Source organism: Psychrobium sp. nBUS_13 (genome assembly GCF_051201665.1).
Taxonomy (GTDB): domain Bacteria; phylum Pseudomonadota; class Gammaproteobacteria; order Enterobacterales; family Psychrobiaceae; genus Psychrobium.
The window spans coordinates 2,174,895-2,196,167 of the sequence record NZ_CP179210.1 but is presented as its reverse complement, the minus strand read 5'-3'; the positions used below and the strand labels follow the sequence as shown (position 1 = coordinate 2,196,167).

At 41.9% G+C, this 21,273-nt stretch carries 18 protein-coding genes; 10 read left to right on the top strand and 8 right to left on the bottom strand.

The annotated features are described in order from the left end of the window. Positions 1–56 precede the first annotated feature (56 nt). From ACMAZF_RS09975 to ACMAZF_RS09945, 7 genes are all read left to right on the top strand, one after another. The gene (locus ACMAZF_RS09975; RefSeq protein WP_435273718.1) at positions 57–1,568 is read left to right on the top strand and encodes a fumarate hydratase; all 1,512 of its coding nucleotides are present in this window, start codon (positions 57–59) and stop codon (positions 1,566–1,568) included. A gap of 147 nt (positions 1,569–1,715) precedes the next feature. Further along, on the top strand, positions 1,716–3,758 hold the full coding sequence (locus ACMAZF_RS09970) for a prolyl oligopeptidase family serine peptidase (RefSeq protein ID WP_435273717.1): 2,043 nt from the start codon (positions 1,716–1,718) through the stop codon (positions 3,756–3,758). A 210-nt stretch (positions 3,759–3,968) separates the two neighbouring features. Continuing rightward, positions 3,969–4,601, top strand: a complete 633-nt coding sequence (locus tag ACMAZF_RS09965; RefSeq protein WP_435273716.1) for a TetR/AcrR family transcriptional regulator — start codon at positions 3,969–3,971, stop codon at positions 4,599–4,601. A 314-nt stretch (positions 4,602–4,915) separates the two neighbouring features. Next, positions 4,916–6,577, top strand: a complete 1,662-nt coding sequence (locus tag ACMAZF_RS09960) for an alanine/glycine:cation symporter family protein (RefSeq protein WP_435273715.1) — start codon at positions 4,916–4,918, stop codon at positions 6,575–6,577. A 105-nt stretch (positions 6,578–6,682) separates the two neighbouring features. After that, positions 6,683–7,054 (top strand): hypothetical protein, encoded by a 372-nt coding sequence (locus tag ACMAZF_RS09955; protein WP_435273714.1) that lies wholly within the window; start codon positions 6,683–6,685, stop codon positions 7,052–7,054. Continuing rightward, positions 7,054–7,329 carry a YeaC family protein gene (locus ACMAZF_RS09950; RefSeq protein ID WP_435273713.1) on the top strand — a complete coding sequence of 92 codons (276 nt, stop codon included), beginning with the start codon at positions 7,054–7,056 and terminating at the stop codon, positions 7,327–7,329. The genes ACMAZF_RS09955 and ACMAZF_RS09950 overlap by 1 nt, the downstream gene beginning before the upstream one ends. A gap of 66 nt (positions 7,330–7,395) precedes the next feature. Beyond that, positions 7,396–9,108 (top strand): glycoside hydrolase family 3 N-terminal domain-containing protein, encoded by a 1,713-nt coding sequence (locus ACMAZF_RS09945; protein ID WP_435273712.1) that lies wholly within the window; start codon positions 7,396–7,398, stop codon positions 9,106–9,108. Positions 9,109–9,130: 22 nt separating this feature from the next. On the opposite strand, the gene ansA is transcribed toward ACMAZF_RS09945, so the two are convergent. Both ansA and sppA read right to left on the bottom strand, forming a co-directional pair. After that, positions 9,131–10,141: an asparaginase gene (gene ansA / locus ACMAZF_RS09940; RefSeq protein ID WP_435273711.1), complete on the bottom strand. Its 1,011-nt coding sequence runs from the start codon at positions 10,139–10,141 to the stop codon at positions 9,131–9,133. Positions 10,142–10,629: 488 nt separating this feature from the next. Further along, a complete protein-coding gene (gene sppA / locus ACMAZF_RS09935; protein WP_435273710.1) occupies positions 10,630–12,477 on the bottom strand; it encodes a signal peptide peptidase SppA in 1,848 nt (615 codons plus the stop codon). Between the two features lie 220 nt (positions 12,478–12,697). On the opposite strand from sppA, the gene ACMAZF_RS09930 reads away from it, so the two are divergent. From ACMAZF_RS09930 to ACMAZF_RS09920, 3 genes are read left to right on the top strand one after another with little or no spacing between them, the layout of a single operon-like run. Continuing rightward, positions 12,698–13,342, top strand: coding sequence for a hypothetical protein (locus ACMAZF_RS09930; protein WP_435273709.1), 645 nt, complete (start codon positions 12,698–12,700; stop codon positions 13,340–13,342). Between the two features lie 24 nt (positions 13,343–13,366). After that, positions 13,367–14,149: a glucosaminidase domain-containing protein gene (locus tag ACMAZF_RS09925; protein WP_435273708.1), complete on the top strand. Its 783-nt coding sequence runs from the start codon at positions 13,367–13,369 to the stop codon at positions 14,147–14,149. Next, entirely contained in the window at positions 14,146–14,811 is a 666-nt protein-coding gene (locus tag ACMAZF_RS09920; protein ID WP_435273707.1) for a DUF2987 domain-containing protein, read from the top strand. The genes ACMAZF_RS09925 and ACMAZF_RS09920 overlap by 4 nt, the downstream gene beginning before the upstream one ends. A 65-nt stretch (positions 14,812–14,876) precedes the next feature. Here the strand turns inward: ACMAZF_RS09920 and ttcA are convergent, their stop codons facing one another. From ttcA to ACMAZF_RS09890, 6 genes are all read right to left on the bottom strand, one after another. Continuing rightward, positions 14,877–15,776, bottom strand: coding sequence for a tRNA 2-thiocytidine(32) synthetase TtcA (gene ttcA, locus ACMAZF_RS09915; protein WP_435273706.1), 900 nt, complete (start codon positions 15,774–15,776; stop codon positions 14,877–14,879). Between the two features lie 376 nt (positions 15,777–16,152). Then, positions 16,153–17,073: a universal stress protein UspE gene (gene uspE, locus ACMAZF_RS09910; protein WP_435273705.1), complete on the bottom strand. Its 921-nt coding sequence runs from the start codon at positions 17,071–17,073 to the stop codon at positions 16,153–16,155. A 122-nt stretch (positions 17,074–17,195) separates the two neighbouring features. Then, complete coding sequence (gene fnr / locus ACMAZF_RS09905; RefSeq protein ID WP_435273704.1) at positions 17,196–17,921, bottom strand: fumarate/nitrate reduction transcriptional regulator Fnr; 726 nt, start codon at positions 17,919–17,921, stop codon at positions 17,196–17,198. A 68-nt stretch (positions 17,922–17,989) separates the two neighbouring features. Further along, complete coding sequence (locus ACMAZF_RS09900) at positions 17,990–18,676, bottom strand: sulfite exporter TauE/SafE family protein (protein WP_435273703.1); 687 nt, start codon at positions 18,674–18,676, stop codon at positions 17,990–17,992. Next, a complete protein-coding gene (ccoS, locus tag ACMAZF_RS09895; RefSeq protein ID WP_435273702.1) occupies positions 18,673–18,852 on the bottom strand; it encodes a cbb3-type cytochrome oxidase assembly protein CcoS in 180 nt (59 codons plus the stop codon). The genes ACMAZF_RS09900 and ccoS overlap by 4 nt, the downstream gene beginning before the upstream one ends. Continuing rightward, the gene (locus ACMAZF_RS09890) at positions 18,852–21,272 is read right to left on the bottom strand and encodes a heavy metal translocating P-type ATPase (protein ID WP_435273701.1); all 2,421 of its coding nucleotides are present in this window, start codon (positions 21,270–21,272) and stop codon (positions 18,852–18,854) included. The genes ccoS and ACMAZF_RS09890 overlap by 1 nt, the downstream gene beginning before the upstream one ends. Position 21,273: the final 1 nt, after the last annotated feature.

The window sequence follows — 21,273 nt, the reverse complement described above, 5'->3', positions numbered from 1 at the left end:
CGCGTTAGCAACTTAATCCTAATAAAAGTAATAGTAGCAATCCGAAGGGGATTTTAATGTCAGTAATCAAAAAAGCAGATTTCGTCGACAGTATTGAAGACGCACTGCAGTACATTTCTTACTACCATCCAAAAGATTTCATTGACGCGATGGAAAAGGCGTACAACACGGAACAAAGTAGCGCAGCAAAAGATGCAATGGCACAAATCTTAATTAATTCTCGTATGTCAGCAGAAGGTCGTCGTCCTTTATGTCAAGACACTGGCATCGTGACGTGTTTTGTTAAAATTGGTATGAACGTACGTTGGGATTCAGACCTAACAGTACAAGAGATGGTTGATGAAGGTGTTCGCCGTGCATACAACAATGCTGACAATCCGCTTCGTGCCTCTATTGTTGCCGATCCAGCGGGTAGTCGTAAAAATACCAAAGACAATACACCAGCAGTGGTTCACATAGACATGGTCGCAGGCGATGAAGTCGAAGTGATGATTGCCGCTAAGGGCGGTGGCAGTGAAAATAAATCTAAAATGGTGATGTTAAACCCAAGTGATTCGATTGAAGAATGGGTTTTAAAAACAGTTCCAACAATGGGAGCAGGTTGGTGTCCACCAGGTATGCTCGGCATAGGCATCGGCGGCACGGCTGAAAAAGCGGCGGTAATGGCTAAAGAATCGTTAATGGAGAGCATTGATATTAACGAGTTAATCGAAAACGGCCCACAATCTGGTGAAGAGCAATTGCGATTAGACATTTTTAACGGCGTAAACAAACTTGGTATAGGCGCTCAAGGCCTAGGCGGTGTTCATACGGTTTTAGATATCAAAATCAAATCAGCACCAACGCATGCAGCATCTAAACCCGTGGTGATGATCCCAAACTGTGCGGCAACGCGTCACGTTCACTTTCACCTAAACGGAAGCGGTCCTGCCGATTTACAACCACCGAAGCTCGAAGACTGGCCTGAAATCACTTGGGAAGTTGGTGAAAACGTTCGTCGTGTAAACGTTGATGATCTTGTAAAAGAAGACGTCGCAGACTGGAAAACTGGTGAAACCGTCTTATTAAGCGGCAAGATCTTAACGGGTCGTGATGCAGCACATAAAAAGATTCAAGAACTATTAACCTCTGGTGAAGGCTTACCAACGGGTGTTGATTTTAATGGTAAATTTATTTACTACGTTGGACCAGTAGATGCTGTTGGTGATGAAGTTGTTGGCCCAGCGGGCCCAACGACATCTACCCGTATGGATAAATTCACTAAGATGATGCTCGAAGAAACTGGCCTATTGGGCACTATCGGTAAAGCTGAGCGTGGTCCAGCGACTGTTCAAGTTATCAAAGATAACAAATCAGTTTACTTAATGGCGGTAGGCGGTGCTGCTTATCTAGTATCGAAAGCGATTAAGAAATCTCGAGTAGTGGCGTTCCCAGAACTTGGTATGGAAGCTATCTACGAATTTGAAGTTGAAGATATGCCAGTAACTGTGGCCGTTGATTCCAATGGCGATAATGCACATGAAACTGGACCAGCGACGTGGAAAGTTAAATTGCAAGATCCTGCGTAAGTTCAACCAATCGGTTCAAAAGGCACTCTATTGAGTGCCTTTTTTGTAAAGATCAGGTACAAAGGCGTGATTTATTTGCCCCCCTTATACCAAACTGGTATATCCTGTATCACAATAATAATTCACATTTTTTAAAGGTTTATTGACATGAAAGGTCGATTTTCTAAAATTAACGGATTGATGGTTGCTGGCTTGATCGCAACACCAATGACATTCGCTAAAGGATTTGACGTCCGAACACTTACCACGTTGGACTCAATTCATTCAACAGCCGTTTCGCCAGATGGCACATCGTTAGTTTACGGGCTTAAAGCCATTAATGACAAAACCGCCACATCCAACCTGTATCTCAAACGTTTAAATCAATCACAATCGGATTTGCAACTGACTAATCATGTCTCAACCGAGCATAGTGCTGTTTGGAGCCATGATAATTCCTCGGTTTACTTTATCAGTATTCGCAGTGGTAGTCCGCAAGTATGGAACTTATCTTTAACAGGTGGAGAGGCAAAACAAATCACTGATCTGCCGCTTGCGATTGAAGGTTTCAAACTTGCGACAAATGGCAGAAAAATCGTTTTATCAATGTCATCGTTTTTGGACTGTGCGTCGTTACGTTGTAGTGCAGACAAATTTGCTGCGCAGAAAGCAAAACCCAACGCTGGCAAAGTGTATAACAAGCTCATGGTCCGCCATTGGGATACCTGGAAAGATGGCAGTTACAAACACCTGTTTGTTGCTGATATTACCAATAAACCGATCACTAAAGTGACCAACGTAACGGCAGGTTTAGCAACGGATACGCCCGCTAAACCGTTTTCAGGTATGGAAGAGGTAACTTTCACGCCTGATAATAAACACTTGGTTTATACAGCGAAAGCCCCTTCGAAAACGCAAGCGAGTCATACAAATTACGACTTATGGCAAGTCGACTTAAACGGCGAAAACCTTAAAAATCTCACCGAGAAAAATAAGGCGTGGGACGCGCATCCTACGTTTTCACCAGATGGTCGCTACATGGCTTATGTGGCCATGGAAAAACCGGGCGCGGAATCTGATCGCTTTGCCATCATGCTTAAAGATTTAGTCACGGGTACTGTTAAGGAAGTTGCGCCGTTATGGGACCGTTCAGCCAGACAATTAATGTTCGCACCGGATAGCCGTAACTTGATTGTTACAGCACAAGACATCGGTCAAGTTTCTGTTTTTATGATCAACATTCAATTTGGAGATATCAAACAGATCCAAGGTGAGGGAAGCTCGAGCCTTGTCGGTGTTGCGGGCAATGATGTAGTTATTAAAAAGAAAGCATTAAATAACCCTGGCCAGCTTTACAAGGTGAGCTTTGATGGCGCTCATGTCGAACAACTTACCACTGTTAATAAAGAAAAGCTAAAAGATGTTGATTTCGGACAATTCTCGCAATTCTCATTCAAAGGCTGGAATGACGAGACCGTTTATGGGTATTGGGTAAAACCGAGTAACTATAAGTCCGGTGAAAAATATCCAATTGCGTTCCTCATTCACGGCGGACCGCAGGGCTCCTTCGGTAATTCTTGGTCGACTCGCTGGAATCCGCAGTTATGGGCTGGCGCAGGCTATGGTGTCGTGATGATAGACTTCCATGGTTCAACGGGCTATGGACAGCAATTCACAGATTCGATCAATCAAGATTGGGGTGGCAAACCGTTAGAAGACCTTCAAAAAGGGTTAGTAGCAGTAACAAACCAACAACCTTGGTTAGACAGCACTAATGCATGTGCACTTGGCGCGTCCTATGGTGGTTACATGGTTAATTGGATTGCTGGTAACTGGAGCAATCAGTTTAAGTGTTTGGTCAATCATGCTGGTCTATTTGACATGCGCATGTTCTACAATGTGACTGAGGAATTATGGTTCCCTGGTTATGATTTTGGTGGTAGCTACGCACAAGTGCCGAAAAATTACGAAAAGTTTAATCCAGTTAACTTTGTCGATAACTGGAAAACACCAATGTTAGTGATTCACGGTGAAAAAGATTTCCGTGTTCCTTACGGGCAGGGCCTCGCTGCATTTACCATCTTACAAAATAAAAAAATTGAGTCTCAGCTGATCGTATTTCCAGAAGAGAATCACTGGATCTTAAATAATGACAATAAGGTTCAATGGTATGATGCTGTGATCGGTTGGATGGACAAGTTCACTAAATAAATCACCCATAAGTTCCTGCAACGCCGTTTGATTTTTTAAATCAAACGGCGTTTCTTTATTCAAAATTAAGATGTTTTTATATTGAATGAGCTATTAAACCGCTAAAACGCAAGGTTCTTTTTCTAATTTTAATAGAGTATACTTGCGCACTTGACACAATTTTTATAGGCGTTATATTTTAAACGTTTGTTTAATGATAGGAAAAGTAGTGTGCAGAAAATAGACACAAAAACAAAAATTCTTAACGCTGCCGAGCAACTATTTGCAGAGCGCGGCTTTGCAGATACGTCGTTACGACTTATTACCAGTCAGGCTGAAGTTAACCTTGCTTCGGTTAACTATCATTTTGGCTCTAAGAAAGAGCTGATCCAAGCGGTGCTTGCGAGATATCTTGACGTATTTGCACCAGCGCTTGAATCTTCGTTGCAAGCATTAGTAGATGACGAGAAGCGTGTTGACCAAATTCAAGTGTTTAACTGTTTGATTGAACCTTTATTGGCACTCGATTCATTTAAGCATCAAGGAACGACAGTTTTCCTTAGCCTTTTAGGGCGCGGTTATGTGGAAAGTCAGGGACATCTTCGTTGGTATATCATGACTAACTACGGCAAAGTTGTTGGTTTATTTAATCACGTGGTACGTGAAGCAAATCCGCATTTGTCGAAAGAAGAAATATTCTGGCGTTTACATTTCACCTTGGGATCTGTGGTATTCACCATGGCGTCTAGTAATGCACTAATTGATATTGCAAAAGCTGACTTTGGAGCCGATGTCGATATCGAAGGGCTAATTCATCGAGTTATTCCGTTTATTGCTGCTGGCGTAAGCAGTCCAGCGAAGTAATTCACTAAAGAGCCCACCAATTGGTGGGCTCTTTAGTGTCTAAATTAAGTTATACCAATTGCATTAAATATTTGCCCACTTGTACTTGTTAAAATTAACTAAAATGGCGTTGCTCTCAATCCTAATAGCCAGCTATTAGTCAATCGAGCGCCTTGTTTTAGCTGATTTTCTCTACGCACAACAAGATCACTTACTTAATGCAATTGGTATTACAAAGCATTTTTACAAACTTAGCGGGTCTGTCTTAATTGTTTATTGATATTCAGTTATGATCGAGTCCGTCACAAAAATAATTATAATTTAAGGAAGTTAGTGTGGAAGCCATACATAATTTTTTAACATTTCTCGATGGTTATTTGGGAAGCGCTGATTATTTTCCGTTTCTATTGTTAGGAACCGGTCTATTTTTTACACTTTATCTTGGCTTTCCCCAAGTCAGATACTTTAAACATGCTTGGAACGTCGTTACAGGTAAATATGCAAAGAAAGATGACAAGGGAGATACTACCCACTTTCAAGCACTTGCCACGGCTTTGTCAGGGACTGTCGGTACGGGTAATATCGGCGGTGTTGCTTTTGCATTGTTCTTAGGTGGTCCTGCTGCACTGTTTTGGATGTGGGCAACCGCGTTTTTTGGTATGACAACGAAATTTGTCGAGGTAACATTATCTCATAAATATCGTGACCAAGTTGAAGATGGCACCATGGCTGGTGGTCCAATGTACTATATGGATAAAGGCCTGAACATGAAATGGCTTGCGGTTATTTTTGCAATCGCAACCATTATTTCATCGTTTGGTACTGGTAACATGCCTCAAGTAAACAATATCACTGTCGGTCTACAAGATACCTTTGGAATTGACCGTATGCTTGCTGGTGGCGTTCTTTCCATCATTCTTGCGTTGGTTATCTTGGGTGGTATCTCACGTATCGCCAAAGTTACCTCAACTGTCGTTCCTTTCATGTCTGTGATTTACATTATCGGTGCGTTGGCCGTAATTTTTTATAACATTGATAATCTAATCCCTTCTTTCTTATCAGTATTTGAGTATGCGTTTACTGGCTCTGCAGCCGTTGGTGGTTTCCTTGGCGCTAGCTTTGCCTACGCATTTAACCGTGGTGTAAATCGTGGTTTGTTTTCAAATGAAGCGGGTCAGGGTAGTGCGCCTATTGCTCACGCATCGGCGAAAACAGATCAGCCAGTTGCAGAAGGCATGGTGTCAATTTTAGAGCCATTTATCGATACCATCATTATTTGTACCCTTACTGGTATGGTTATTCTGTCATCAGGTGTGTGGAATCAAAAATTTGAGAATGAATTCCAGCGCTCTGATATGACTTACATGACGGGAACAATTAGCGATAAAGTTGATAGTGATCGCAAAGAACTCTTCAAACTGATTAACGAAGATAAAAGTACGAAAATCGAAAACTTCAGTGGTTCATTTCAAGTTATCGATGGTAAAGCAAATAACACAGGTTACACGTTGTTAGCGTCTCGTTCGATTGCAGAAGACGTAAGTTACAGCATAGATGGTCAACCATTTAATGGCGCGCTAGAAGTTGTGGACGGCGAATTGAGCAATGACGCAGTGGATGTAACTGGTAAATCGCTGGTTCACTCTGCAAAGCTCACGACTATTGCGTTTAAGCAGGGGTACTTCGGTGAATACGGTCAGTATATTGTGTCAATTGGTCTACTACTATTTGCGTTTTCAACCGCCATTGCTTGGTCGTACTATGGTGACCGTGCAGTAACTTATCTGTGGGGCAGTAAATGGGTAAATACATATCGTGTATTCTACGTTGGTGGTTTCTTTTGGGCATCATTCGCTGATACAACATTGGTCTGGACATTAGCAGCTGTCGCCATTGTACTAATGACAATTCCGAACTTATTCGGGATCCTGATGCTTGCCAAAGAGATGAAATCGACGGTTAAAGATTACTGGAAGAATTTTAATCCAAACGATTAAATACATTTTTTGGTGTACTCAATGTCTTAAAGCCCTCACTTCAACCTGAGGGCTTTTTATTTATTTTGAAATTATTTACTTTGAAAAAGTGCTCAGGTAGGATCGATGACAAATAACAATATTAATAGGTCAATCATGGCAATTATTAGCTGCCCATCATGTAGTGAGCAAGTTTCCGACAAAGCCAAGCAGTGCCCCCATTGTGATTTATCACTCACTGAACAAAGCGTTGAGCAAACACAAAGCTCAAAACGTGTTGAACGTATCAAATCTATTCAGTCAATTCAGTTCCAAACAATGTTGGCGCTATTTTTAAGTATTGCCGGGTTTATCTTTTATTATTTAGATGATCCAATCGGTGATCCACACATGCAACAATGGGTAGCAATGGGCGGAATGATCCTAGGGTTCGTGTGGTATTTGATTAACCGTATCCGAATTGCCTACCTTACTAAAAAATACAAGAATGAACGCTAATGAATATTGAACACCTAATTAACGCTATGTCACCGCAGGTTTACGAAGTACTTAAGCAAGCGGTTGAGATTGGAAAATGGCCAAACGGCGCTGCACTTGAAGAAAATCAGCGTGAGCAGGCAACGCAAGCCATGATGTTATATCAAGGTAAGCACTTAGAACAGACAGATCATATGACCGTTGGCAAAGACGGCGTTATGAATCATCATAGTAAATCTCAGTTACGTAATCAGTTTAATGATAACGAGATTTTACGTCAGAAAGTTGATAAATAGTCTGTGATAACGGTCAATTCCTCGGCTAGTCGTGATGAACTAAGAGTCGCGATTGGCCAAAAGCTAATGATAGACTTACGCTACTTTGACAACAAAGACCTTTCTGTAAGCGCATCAAATAATCTTGTCGGCTATCAAACTCAGAATCATACGAGATCAGGTGTTACTAAGCTTCCTTGTGAACTCGCTACATTACTTTGTGATCTTAATATAGGCGGCGTTATTTTGTTTGCAGAAAACTGCGAAACTAAGCCACAAATTAAACAACTTACCCAAGCAATTCAGCAATGTGCCATGCGATCAGAAGCGAATCTACCTGCATTGATTTCAATTGATCAAGAAGGTGGTCGAGTCACTAGATTACCCAAGGCACAATGGCCGAGCTTCAGTGGCAATATGGCGATTGGCGCGGTAACTGAGAATAGTCGAGACTACGCTTTTGAAAATGGCAGGCTCATTGGTGAACAACTCGCTGAATTAGGCATTAACGTTAATCATGCACCAACGGTGGATGTGAATATCAACCACGCCAATCCGGTGATTAATGTTCGTTCTTTTGGTGATGACCCATCGATAGTCGGGGATTTAGGTATTGCGACGGCAAAGGGCTTAAAACATAGTAGTGTCTTAGCAACCTTTAAACACTTTCCGGGGCACGGTGACACACACACTGACAGCCATACCGGTTTACCCTGTGTAAATCATAATGAGCAGACTATCGAATCTGTTGATCTTAAGCCATTTCAACAGGCGATTGACGCCAATGAATGTCCGTTGATCATGACAGCGCATATTCAGTACCCAGTGTTAGACAGCTCGACGATAATCACTAAGCAGGGTCAAGCAATTGTTAGACCTGCCACGTTATCTCGACAAATAATCTCTGAAACATTGCGTAACCGTATGGGATTTAAAGGGCTTGTCATCACTGATGCATTAGACATGGCAAGTATTAGTGATTTTTTGAAGCCGCTGGACGCCGTGTTAGAAACATTTCGTGCAGGCGCTGATATTGCGTTAATGCCGTTCAAAGTTCATAACCCCGATGGCATCAAACGGTTTTATGAACTTGTCGATTCTGTGGTGAAAAACGTCATCGCGGATGAAGAGCTGACGGCTGAAATTATGGGCTCTTTTCAGCGAGTTCGCCATACTAAACAAACATTGCGACAACCAACTAAACCAATGAACTATCTTGCGCATCGCCGCTTCGAGAATAAGCTGGCACAAGATTCACTAATCAATTTGCTGCCTAATCAATCTATCCATCTTAGTCGTATTACTTCATGTAATATTGTGATGCCAAGTATCGAACAAGCACTGGCATTTAAATATGCAATTATGTCAGTCAGTGATAAAGAATTACTAATCAACTGTTATAGCTTACAGCAGTTAAACAATGTCAAAGCACGGCAAGATCAAATGCTAATCATTGGATTAGAAGACAAGCGAAGTGTTGTTGATGCCGGTGGTATGGATGATTTAGACAAGGACTGCCAACAACAAATTGACCAAGATAGAGTAATTAAAACGATGCAACACAGTAATGAAGTTGGCGGTGGCAGCGTATTCATATCGCTTAAAGCACCGTATCATTGCCAGCGATATATCAATATAGCATCAATCTCATTAGCGAGCTTTGATGCAAATTGCTATCAAACAAGTGACGGACAATGGACTGGCGCAGCTTTTGACGCACTTAGTAAGGCTATATTTAAAAAGATTAAGGTAACAGGCACGTTACCCATCAATATTACGCAACGAAGTTTCACCAAATAAGCTAGATCGTTTGGTGATAGCGTTAGATACTTAATTCGCCGGCAACATTAGTTTGCATCATGCTTTTGATATTATCGAATTGTTCGTCGTCACTTAACAACCAATGAAGTTTTGTCAGAGCAGCTTCAATGGTCATATCGCTACCGCTGATCACGCCAATGTTCGCCAGCGCTGCGCCCGTCGCATAACCTGACATATTAACCTTTCCGCGTTGGCATTGACTAAGATTAACAATGGTTATGCCGTCATTATTGGCTTTTTCTAGTACGCTAAGTAGTGTTGGATCTTGCGGCGCATTGCCCACGCCATAGCTAAGCATGATTAATGCTTTTACCGGTTGTTGAATTATGTTGGCAACAACCGACGCGTTAATGCCAGGGTATAGCATTACAACACCTACCGCTTGACTAGTGATGTTATGGACCTGGAAGGGTTTATCACTCACTTTGTTAATTTCACCCTCCACCAACTCGATATTAATCCCGACATTCAGAAGCTCTGGTAAATTTGGTGATTCAAAGGCATTGAAGCCGTCTGCATAGGCTTTAGTAGAACGATTGCCGCGCATCAGTTTGTTGTTAAAGAACAACGTGACTTCATTGATTGGATAATAGGCCGCTAAGAACAGCGCGTTTTGTAGGTTAGACTGCCCATCTGATCGTAGCTGTGCAAAGGGAATTTGAGATCCAGTGACAATGACGGGTTTGGTCAGGCCTTCAAGCATAAAAGACAGTGCTGACGCCGTGTACGCCATGGTATCAGTACCGTGTAGAATCACGAATCCATCATAATCATCATAACGCGCTTTAATATCCTGTGCGATCCGCTGCCAGTCGCTTGGTTTCATATCTGACGAGTCGATAAGCGGTGAGTATTCGTTGATGGTGTAATGGGGCATTTCACTGCGAGAAAACTCAGCAGATTGATTAACACAATCGCTAAGGAATCCAGTCTGTGGAACGAAGCCATTTGGTGATGGCGTCATGCCGATGGTACCGCCAGTATAAGCAATGTAGATTCTTTTCTGGGTCATTACATTCATCTCAACATTTAGTATTGCAAAATTAGGCGCAAGGTTATCACAAATAGTAGGGTCTGTTGATCTTTGTGGTTCAAATTTTGTTCAATCTAAAAGGATTTTGGGCAAGGCATGAGGATTGATGCCTAGTTTATCTCGGCTTTGTCTCCTGAGTCGCTCTAATTCCTGCATCCGTGCAGTCATAGGTGAATGACGAATAACGCCGCGCAAAACACTTTTAGGTGAATCCTACGGACAGCATTTGTTTGTTATTTCTACGACGTTATCGCCTATTCGTGTATTGCTACAGGGATGTAGCTCATTAGGATAATGCAGGAGCTATTATCGAGCGAGCTACACCACATAGGCTCTGCCTAGTAGAAACACCAAACAAATTGCTTCAAAAATGAACTCAAAAGAAAAACAGACCCTACGCAACGGAATGACTTACGGACAAAAAAATGCCAGCAAAGATGCTGGCATTTATCTTGGGAAGTATTTTTTTAACGGCTACATTCCATACAGAAGAGGTAAGCATGTTGAGGATCGTCAAAACTATTAAAGGTGTTAAGGTTTGATTCAACCTGACCAAGCAATTTGCCAAGAACTGTTTGTGATTGTGGTTCTATGCCCATTGAATCAACTGCGGCATTAAATACATCACGATAGAACTGTTCCATCGGTGTTAACGTTTTTTCGATAACCTTCGTTGAGTAATCTTCTAGATTAGCAAGTTGTGCGGCCGCTTTAACTGCGTCATCAAAGTTACCTAGCTCGTCTACTAAGCCAAACTCGTATGCCTTTTCGCCTGACCATACACGGCCTTGAGCAATTTGGTCGACTTGTTCTACCGTCATGTTACGACCTTTAGCAACCAATGATAAGAACTGACGATAACCGTGCTCAATATGGCTTTGCATCAGTGCTTTGAATCCTTGAGGGAGGTCGCGAGTAATTGATAATCCAGACATCTCTTTTGTACCAACGCCATCAGTGTAAACACCGATAGTTGCCAAAGCATTCTCAAACGTATTGATCATGCCAAAGATGCCTATTGAACCCGTTATCGTTGTCGGTTGGGCAATAATCTTATCGCTTGTCGCTGCAATCCAATATCCACCAGAGGCCGCTACGCTGCCAAAAGAAGCAACAACCGGCTTTCCTGCCGCTTGCAATGCAGATACTTCGGTGCGGATTTGTTCCGATGCATACGCACTGCCGCCGCCCGAATCGATACGCAAGACAACGGCCTTAATATCATCATCTAAGCGGGCTCTGCGTAATAGCTTAGATGTGCTCACACCACCAATAGTACCGGTTGGCTGAGAACCATTTAAGATAGTGCCTTTTGCAACGATGATAGCAATATTCGATTTAGTTGGTACATAAGCAGTTGGCATTCTGTCGCGATAGGCAAGGTAATCATTCATGGCTATTTTGTTGTAGCTCATTTTGTTTTCTGACTGACCAACGACATCAACAAGTGCTTTAGTAATATTAAGATCAGAATCGATCACGTCTACTAGACCAATATTTAATGCCGTTTTTGCCATATCACCATCAGCGGCGTTTAATGCGGCTAGGTAGTCTTCAATTGGCAAATTAATTTGCTCAGGCGCCAATTCACGTGCTTGTGCAACATCGTGTACATAAGTGCCCCATAGATCATCTAGCCATGCCATGTTTGCAGTTTTTGCAGCAGGGGACATGTCATCGCGTAAGTATGGCTCTAATGCAGATTTAAAGGTACCAACGCGAAATATATGAGAATTGACTTTAAGCTTCTCTAGCAAACCTTTGTGATACATGCGGTAACGAGAATATCCATCTAACGAGACATTTCCTTCATGATTCATGAAAATCTTATCAGCGTAACTCGCCAGATAGTATTGTGCTTGAGAATAGCCATCGCCGACAGCGTACACTGGCTTTTCACTCTCTTTAAAATCATTAATTGCGGCGCCAATGTCTTGAAGTTTTGACAACGAACCCCAGCTCATGCCGCCAGTCGCAATCACCAACAGTTTGATATTGTCATCAGTCTTGGCGGCCTTGATAGCTTTCAATACGTCTGCAACGAGTGTTTCAGTTTCTTTACTTTGACCATAAATATCACGCGATATTTCATCAAAAGGGTCTGTCGGTTTCTTTTGTTCAACCAGACTGCCAGCAATGTTAAGTACCAAAGCGGCGCCTTCTGGCGGCGGCACAGCAGCGTCCTTACCAGAGGAGGCAAGCAAAACGATGACGATTCCGAAGAAAATTAGGTTAAGGAGCAACTTGCGAGTGTTATTAATTACCCACCAAATTCGGCAAATAATTCTAACAAAAAGATTGGGTTTATCTGACATAAATAGGTTCCAAATGATTAAAACTAATGAGTATTCTTGCGCGATTAAACGATACCCATCATATATACACTGTGTTGAAGCATAACGAAACATTGTTATGAGTGTTAATGTTAAATTGTAACAGTTTTTTGTGAAACTAAGCAGAAATATGGCTTGAATGATTTTATAAACAAGAGTTTACCTTTATAATATCGCCATTCTGATTTTTAATTGTACCCTTATGAATTCGTCACCTTCCATTTCTTTATCGAGTATTTTTAGCCAGGCGTTTGAGCAAACCAAGCGTAATTTTGTCGCTTTTTTGCCGTTGATCGTCACCATTATTTTAATTGCGACATATGCTGCCAACACCTACATTGGTGAAATTGATTTAAGTGATGAAACAGCACTCGCGGCGCTCCAACAAAAAGCAAATATGGTGACCTTGATTAGTGTATTGCTAACGCCGATAGAAATTGGATTTATGTTAATGGGCGTTAAAGCGTCGCGTGGACTTGATTTGAAAGCGACTGACATTTTTGCGATCATACCGTCGAGCCCTAAAATAATTATTCTCGCAATTTTATCTTTTTTCGTCGTACAGTTAGGAATGGCGTTATTTATATTACCGGGCCTTTTTTTACTCGCTATGTTATCGATGGCGCAACCGCTGATGGTTGACTATCGCCTATCGATGGTAGAAGCGGTTAAACAAAGTCTCAAAAAGTGTTATGAACATGCCGGGATTGTTATCCAGATGTATACTCTTTTATTCATCTTAATTGTCGCATCATTTTTTACCTTTGGTATTGCGCTCATAATGACTATTCCGTTTTATGTCAATGCGAAAGGTATCTTGTATTGTGAACTCTTCGATAAGCAATAAACCGTAGTTTCTGGAGAACGTGTTATGAGGTTTGGTTTTGTAGCAAAGGTGGTCGTTGCGCTGTCAATATTGGTCGTTAGTATTGTATTTATTAAAGCGACTTTTAATCGTCAGTTTACTGCTCAAGAACCCATGATTATTGGTAAGCAGCCTTTGCCGACGAAAGACGTGATCCCTGCGTTCTCAGCAATGACCAATGTCACACAAAAGAAACAGGCTTTTTTCAACTTTATTCGGCCGGGTGTCGTTAATGCAAATCGCGCGATAGCCCTAGATAGGCAATATTTGCTTGATCTTAAGGCTGATTTCGATTCACACAGCAGCGCGCCATCCAGATATTTGTCATTGTTAAATCATTACAAAATGGACACTAAAACCTTTGATCTTTTGACATTAGATCAGCTTTTACAGCGCGTTGACATTATTCCAAATGGGCTTGTCATGGTGCAAGCGGCCAATGAATCAGGTTGGGGAACATCGCGATTCGCGCGGCTTGGCCTAAACTTTTTTGGACAATGGTGTTTCAGCAAAGGCTGTGGTTTAGTACCAAGCGCTCGTAATGATGACGCTAGTCATGAAGTGAAAGTATTTGATAGCGTCGACGAATCGATTTCAAGTTATTTAAGAAACCTCAATACGCACCCTGCATATCGTCATTTACGAGATGTTCGTGCTGTGCTTAGAGAACACAACGAGCCAGTAACGGCGTCAAAACTTGCCACTGGACTTACGAGTTATTCAGAGCGTGGTGAAGAATACGTGTTGGAGTTATTACAAATGTTACGCCACAATAAGGCCTATTTATGAAGTTCAAATTATTAGCGAGCGCATTAATCGCTGCGGTTGCCAGCTTTTCTAGCATTAGTGCAGAGAAGGAATCGGCGTTTACTTACACAGGACTCTACAAAAGCCTAAAAACCTCAAAGCAGAGCGAGTTTTCACAATTAAAACTCAATTTTTTGTTGTTGGAAACGGGCGCTCCTCGATTGTGTCCAACGGAAAAAGTTACGCTAGGTGACGGTGAGCATAAATACGAAGTATTAAGGGGGGAAGACGGCGCGTTGCTACTTCCACTCGATAAATCGTTGAAGAAAGACCATGCTGCAATCCGTTTTAGTACAGCCGCAAATGTAACTTGTCATCTGTCGATGCAAATCAAAGTCGCTGGCTTTGAACTAGAAACGCTATCTGGAGTAAAGCTTAATTTGTGGTTTAACCAGTTTGAGGCTCTCTATAGTACGTTAGCGGGTTGGCCTGGTCGCTATTTTATGCCACAGGTGACTGCACTTGTGTTGTCGTTTGATAAAGACACCGAGATTATTTTTGGTGATGCCGCTAATAAAAAAGTGTTGGTAACTAGTCATAAAAAATTAGTCATAACTCATGAAGAGATAGAGCAGTTGAAACAGTCGAAAAAGGCGGTATTTAACGCCAATCTAGTCTCGGTATTACCGACGTTGTCAAAATAGACTAAATCAAGAGAAACGACAATTCATCTATAAAAGGCGCAACTTAGCATTGCGCTTTTTTGTTGTTACAGCTCGACGATTTGTACTGTATTATCAGGAGTTTGTACGATGGGTTTTACTTCTTGATCAAAGGCTGTATCACCACCATCCACCAAATCACCTGTCTGTATATTTTTGAAATCAAATAGCGAGTGGTCCGCTAGGTGGGAAGGAACGACATTTTGCATAGCAGTGAACATAGATTCAATACGCCCAGGAAAACGCTCGCTCCAGTCATTAAGCATCGCTTTTACCGCCTGTCGTTGAAGGTTCTCTTGAGAGCCACAAAGATTACATGGAATAATTGGAAATTCTTTTAAGGTTGCAAATTCGCTAATATCACTTTCAACACAATATGCCAGTGGACGAATAATAATATGTTTACCATCATCACTGCCAAGCTTGGGTGGCATGGATTTGAGTTTGCCTGAATAGAACATGTTTAACATCATGGTTTCTAACATGTCATCACGATGGTGGCCTAGTGCAATCTTGGTTGCTCCAAGCTCAGTTGCAGTGCGGTATAAAATGCCGCGGCGCATTCTTGAACACAAAGAACACGTTGTTTTTCTTGGTTCGATTTTGTCCATGACTATTGAATAGGTATCTTCTTCTACAATCTTGTAGTCAACACCAATTTTCTCTAAATAGTTTGGTAGTACATCTTCTGGAAAACCGGGTTGTTTCTGATCAAGGTTTACAGCCACAATATCAAAATGAATCGGCGCGCGCTTTTTTAACGACATCAGAATATCGAGCATTGCGTAACTGTCTTTACCGCCAGACAAACAAACCATAATTTTGTCGCCATCTTCAATCATATTGAAGTCGCTGATGGCTTTACCAACGCCTCGACTAAGTTTCTTATCTAATTTTTTTAGTGCCTTTTCAGACGACGGTTTTTCGAGTGTAGTTTGTGTAGACATAAGAGACGCTAATCAAAAATAAAGGCCGCATTATACCCAAACCTGAGGCTAAATCCATACCCAAGCCACTTGAAGCTGCATGTTTCAGAGCTCGGCTAGGAATCGAATACAAGGCATGATTTATAATTAATGGCTATTCCCTAATTATGAATCATAACGCGGTAGTCGTTTTCTACCCGAACTCCCTTCGGGCAAGGCGATAAGCGACCAACTACGTCGTTATAAGATATTTATTAAGAATGACTTAACGACATATCTCATACCTCGTATTTGGCGCGCTTCTCGGCTTGCTGAAATAGAGCATCTTCATGTCGCTTGGGTATAACAACAGGTGGACAGTTAATGCGACCTTTTCCTCAAAGTTTGTCAATATTGACTATGACACTGGGCATTCAAAGCCGTCTGGCTTAACGGCGAGGAGATCACAATCAATGCCATCGATAACATGCTCAGCTGTATTACCAATAAACGCTGCTGAGAAACCGGTGCGACCAATAGTCCCTATGATCACAAGCTCAGCATCAATTTCATGGCTGATACGTGGAATAACGTCCTCAGCTAAACCTTCTTCAACGATACAATCACACGCATCAATTTCAAACTCAGCTGCCAGCGCCTTAGTCTTTTCGTCGTGATGTTTTTTAACACTGTCGTTGTATTCATTGCTGTTGAATTCAGGAATTTCAATGGCAATATTGACTGGTGTTCCGGGATACGCATTAATGACTTTGACATTAGCATTAATCACTTTTGACATATCAACGGCGTGTTGAAGTACTTTATTGTTCAAATTGATATGGTCACTGTCTTCGCTTACTGCGTTTACAGCTGTCGCTATTGTGCCATTCACCGGCCAGTCATGATCTTTAACGAGTAATACATCACACGGAGATTTACGCAGTAAATGCCAATCTGTGGGGGTGAAAATAACTGATTTTAGTTTATCGTGACTATGGGTCGTCTTGACCAAAAGATCATGTTTATTACTTAAGACTTGTTTAATCGCAGCTTCAAAAGGACGGTTGTGCCAAGCGACCGTTGTTTCCATCGGGACATCGCTGTAATCGGTAATGACATCATCTAACCATCGTTGATGCTGACTCAGCACAACTTGTCGCATAGAGTCACGTTCTTTTTGAGATAACATTGACGTCATTTCATAAGAAAGATCGTAAACACAAAGTATTACAGAGATTTTCGCACCATAACTGCGGGCAAGAAAAACAGCACGTTTTAAGCTAGGTTGCTCTTCTTTGGTTGGATCAACCATTACCAGTATATTTTTGTATTCCATCATAATGTAGCTCTCTTTAGCTGTTGACTATTTCTATATTATGACAAGTTTAAAAGATACCCAAGCGAATTTAGATCAAAAAAAATCCGATAAATCATCGGCTTTTTTAAAAAATGGTTAAAACGCTATTTAACAACACCACTCACGGCGTCTAATGCTTCTTTGTCAAGTATGGTGACATACTTACCAGTGACTTCAATTAAATTGTCGCGCTTGAAGCGGCCTAATAATCGAGAAATCGTCTCAACCGTCAACCCTAAATAGTTACCAATATCACCACGGGTCATGGTTAAACGAAACTCTTTGCTTGAAAAGCCACGTTCACCAAAGCGTTCGCCAAGTGAACTGATAAAGGTGGCTAAACGCTCGTCAGCGTTTCGTTGGCTAAGTAGCCTCAACATGCCATGATCATTTAGGATCTCATCACTCATCAAACGCATCATTTGCTGACGTAGGCGGGGCATACGACCAGACAGTTGTTCGACGGTATCATAAGGGATTTCGCACACCATGGCAGTTTCTAATGCGATAGCAAAGCTTTGATGAATACCACAGCCAATGCTATCAAAACCGATGATATCACCGGCTAAATTAAACGACACCACCTGCTCGTTACCATCACTACTTAAGGTATAGCTTTTAAAACTACCGGAACGAATTGCAAAAATAGAATTTAGCTTGTCACCGGCGCTACAAATTATTTGGCCTTTTTGAATAGGCTTTTTGCGCTCGATAATGTTGTCTAGTTGATCCATTTCCGTGTCATTAAGGGAAAACGGAATACACAGGTCAGACATACTGCAGCTTTGACAATGTATACTGCCAACGCCAGCACAAGAACTACTGCTCATTTAAACACCTTCTAAACATATAGGATTAATTATCGTCATATTACCACCATAAATTACGTTGAGCGAAATCAATTTAGAAACCTGAGTAAGGTTTTACTGATCATGAATAGACCATAGCTAATAATGACCAAGGCACTGATTACACGAACATATTTATTGGTGAGTAACGTTTTTAATTGTTGGGAAAAATATCCCATACTGAATAATGCGGGGAGTGTACCTAAGCCAAAACCAAGCATAATGAGTGCACCCGACGCAGCCGAGCCAGACGCCGCTGACCAAGTCAGCGTACTGTAAACTAGGCCGCAAGGTAACCAACCCCAAATCATTCCAAATGGCAGCGCACTGAGGGGGCTTTTGAAGGGGACAAACTTATTAGCAATAGGTGAAATGATTGGCCAAAGCTGTTTGCCTATCACCTCGATTTTGCGAACTAAGTTAAACCAATTGGCCAAATACAATCCGATGGAAACCAACATGATCCCAGCTATAAGTTGCAAGACATATAACAAGATGGAAGATTTAAGCGCAAAGTAACCGACAGAATAGCCAATGAGCGCCCCCGCGAGGCAATAGCTGGCAATGCGCCCGATATTATAGGCTAGTACGTATTGAATGCGGTGAACATGGCTCAGCCGATGATGTAGTGGTAAGTTTGCAGAAAATGCACCAACGACACCGCCACACATACCAAAACAATGCCCAGCGCTTAACAAACCAACAGTCAAAGCGGCCCAAAAGTCGTAATCACTCATTCGTTGGCGCTGTTCTTATCGTCTGATTTTGTTGGCGCGTCATCATCAAATAAAATATTTGAACCTTGGCGATCGAGATCTTCGAATTGGTCACTTTTCACCGCCCAAATAAAGACGTAGCCTGCCAATGCAATGATGGCGATAGCAACGGGTATTAGTATTAAAATAATATTCATTATTTAACCTTCAATAATCGCAATGAATTGCTCACTACGATAATAGAGCTGATTGACATGCCTATAGCGGCGACATACGGCGGTAAATAGCCGGCGATAGCAAAAGGAACTGCGGTGAGATTATATCCGAGTGCCCAACAAAAATTTTGCTTAATAACACGCTTGGTCCGTTTAGCCAGTATTATAGATTTCGCAATTGCCGACAAATCATTATGTAGTATGACAATATCAGCCGATGATTTAGCAATGTCTGCACCGGTGCCCATCGCAAAAGACAAGTGAGCTTGACTCAATACAGGTGCGTCATTGACGCCATCGCCAAACATAGCGACTATTGAACCTTGTTGTTGCAAGTCTTTCAAGTAGGTAAGTTTGTCAGTGGGGCTCTGGCCTTGTTTAATATCGTCAATAGCGAGCTGTTGTGCCACATAGTCTGCGTTAGCCGAATTATCACCGGTTAGCATTGAAGTCTTGATTGCTTGGTCATGCAGATTGCTAATTAATGCGTTACTTTCACTGCGAATTTGATCGCTTAACTCTACACGAGCAATGATTGTGTGTTCATCCGCTAAGAAAATAACGACGCTATGATTACTGCATTCCATTGGGCTATGCTGCGCGCTTGCCCCACAATGATGTTCAACGAAACGCTGACTCCCTACAAAATACCTGCAACCCTCAACCATTGCACTAATCCCACTTCCTTGGACAGTATTCACGTCTTTTGCTTCTAGTAATACATCATAATGGGATGAAAACGCTTGTGCAATCGGATGATTAGAATGAGCTTCTATGGTAGCGATAATTGCTAATATTTCATCAGTGTTTCTCTCTGATGAAATGGCGTTTATTGAAAATTCGCCTGTCGTCAATGTCCCCGTTTTATCAAAACAAATATGGTTTATATGCGTCAATGTATCTAACGTTTTTCCTTGTTTTGCCAACAGGCCAAATTGCTGAAGTCTGGTTGTAGCAGCTGTATAGGCAGATGGTGTGGCAAGGCTTAACGCACAAGGGCAGGTGGCTACTAATACGGCTAACGCGTTCCACAATGCATGTTCTGGTGCTACAAAATACCAACCTACGTAGGTAGCAGTTGCTAGGACTAATATACCGACGACTACGTATTGAGAAAGTGTATCCGCTAAAGTAGCGAGCTTAGGTTTGTCATTGGCAGCTTGCTCTTGTAAATCGATAATTTTGGTAATTAATTGCTGATCACGCTCTTCTTTGACAATAACTTCAATGGCCTGATCATTATTAATTGTGCTGGCAAACACCCAGTCATCAACTAATTTTGAGACGGGGAGTTGCTCACCCGTTAAAATAGCCTCATTACAAGAAGTCCGTCCCACGGCAATAACGCCGTCACAAGGAATCACCTCTCCAGGTTTTACCAGTACGCGTTGTTCTCGCTTTAATGTCTTTGCTGGAACACTGGAGAATTCATTGGCATCTATTAACGTTGCAGTGGATGGAATTAAACGTAATAAATTACTACTACTTTGTGCTGCTTTACGTTTTGCTGCTTGCTCAAGATATCGCCCCAATAATAGGAAAAACGCAAACATACATACCGATTCAAAATACACATCGCCTTGCTCAGAAACGGTTGCGTAGACACTTGCGGCGAAGGCAAGCAATATTGCAATCGACACGGGAACGTCCATATTCAGCCGTTTGGCGAGTAATGCGCTAAAAGCATTTTGATAAAAGGGTAAACTAGAATAGAAAACAACAGGCAGCGCTAACAGCAAACTTACGTATCTAAAGTAACCCTCTAAACCGTCACTTAGACTGCTAGCGCCACCGACATCAAAATAAGACGCCATGGCAAACATCATGATTTGCATGGTTGCCAGGCCAGCGATGGTGAGGCGACGAAGATAAGCCTTTGCATTGGCTACTTCATTTTGCTCAGCAACATCCGCTTTGAAGGGGTAAGCCTTATAACCAATTTGCGCTAATGCTAACAAAATATCGGATAATTTAAGCGATTGATGATGCCATTTGAGACTCAGTCGTGCACTAGACGTATTAACACTGCACTGTTCTACGCCATCTAATGTCGCAAGCTTACGCTCAATCAACCAAGCACAAGCAGCACAACTGACATTTTCAACGGTTAGAATGACTTCTTTTGATTCACCACTTTGATAGGTAAATTCTTGTTCGATTTCAGTAAGATCGTAAGACTGGAGATTTCGAAGTTCATCAGGAACAAGCTCAACGCCTCTGGCGCCTTTTTCACTGCGGTGACGGTAGTAGCCAGTTAATTGATTATCAACAATAGCCTGAGCGACAGCAACGCAGCCAACGCAGCACATATCACGGGCTTTATTGTCAATTTCTACTGTATCGACGAATCCGGTGGGGATGGATTCGCCGCAGTGAAAACAATCTTGTGCTTTATTGCTCATT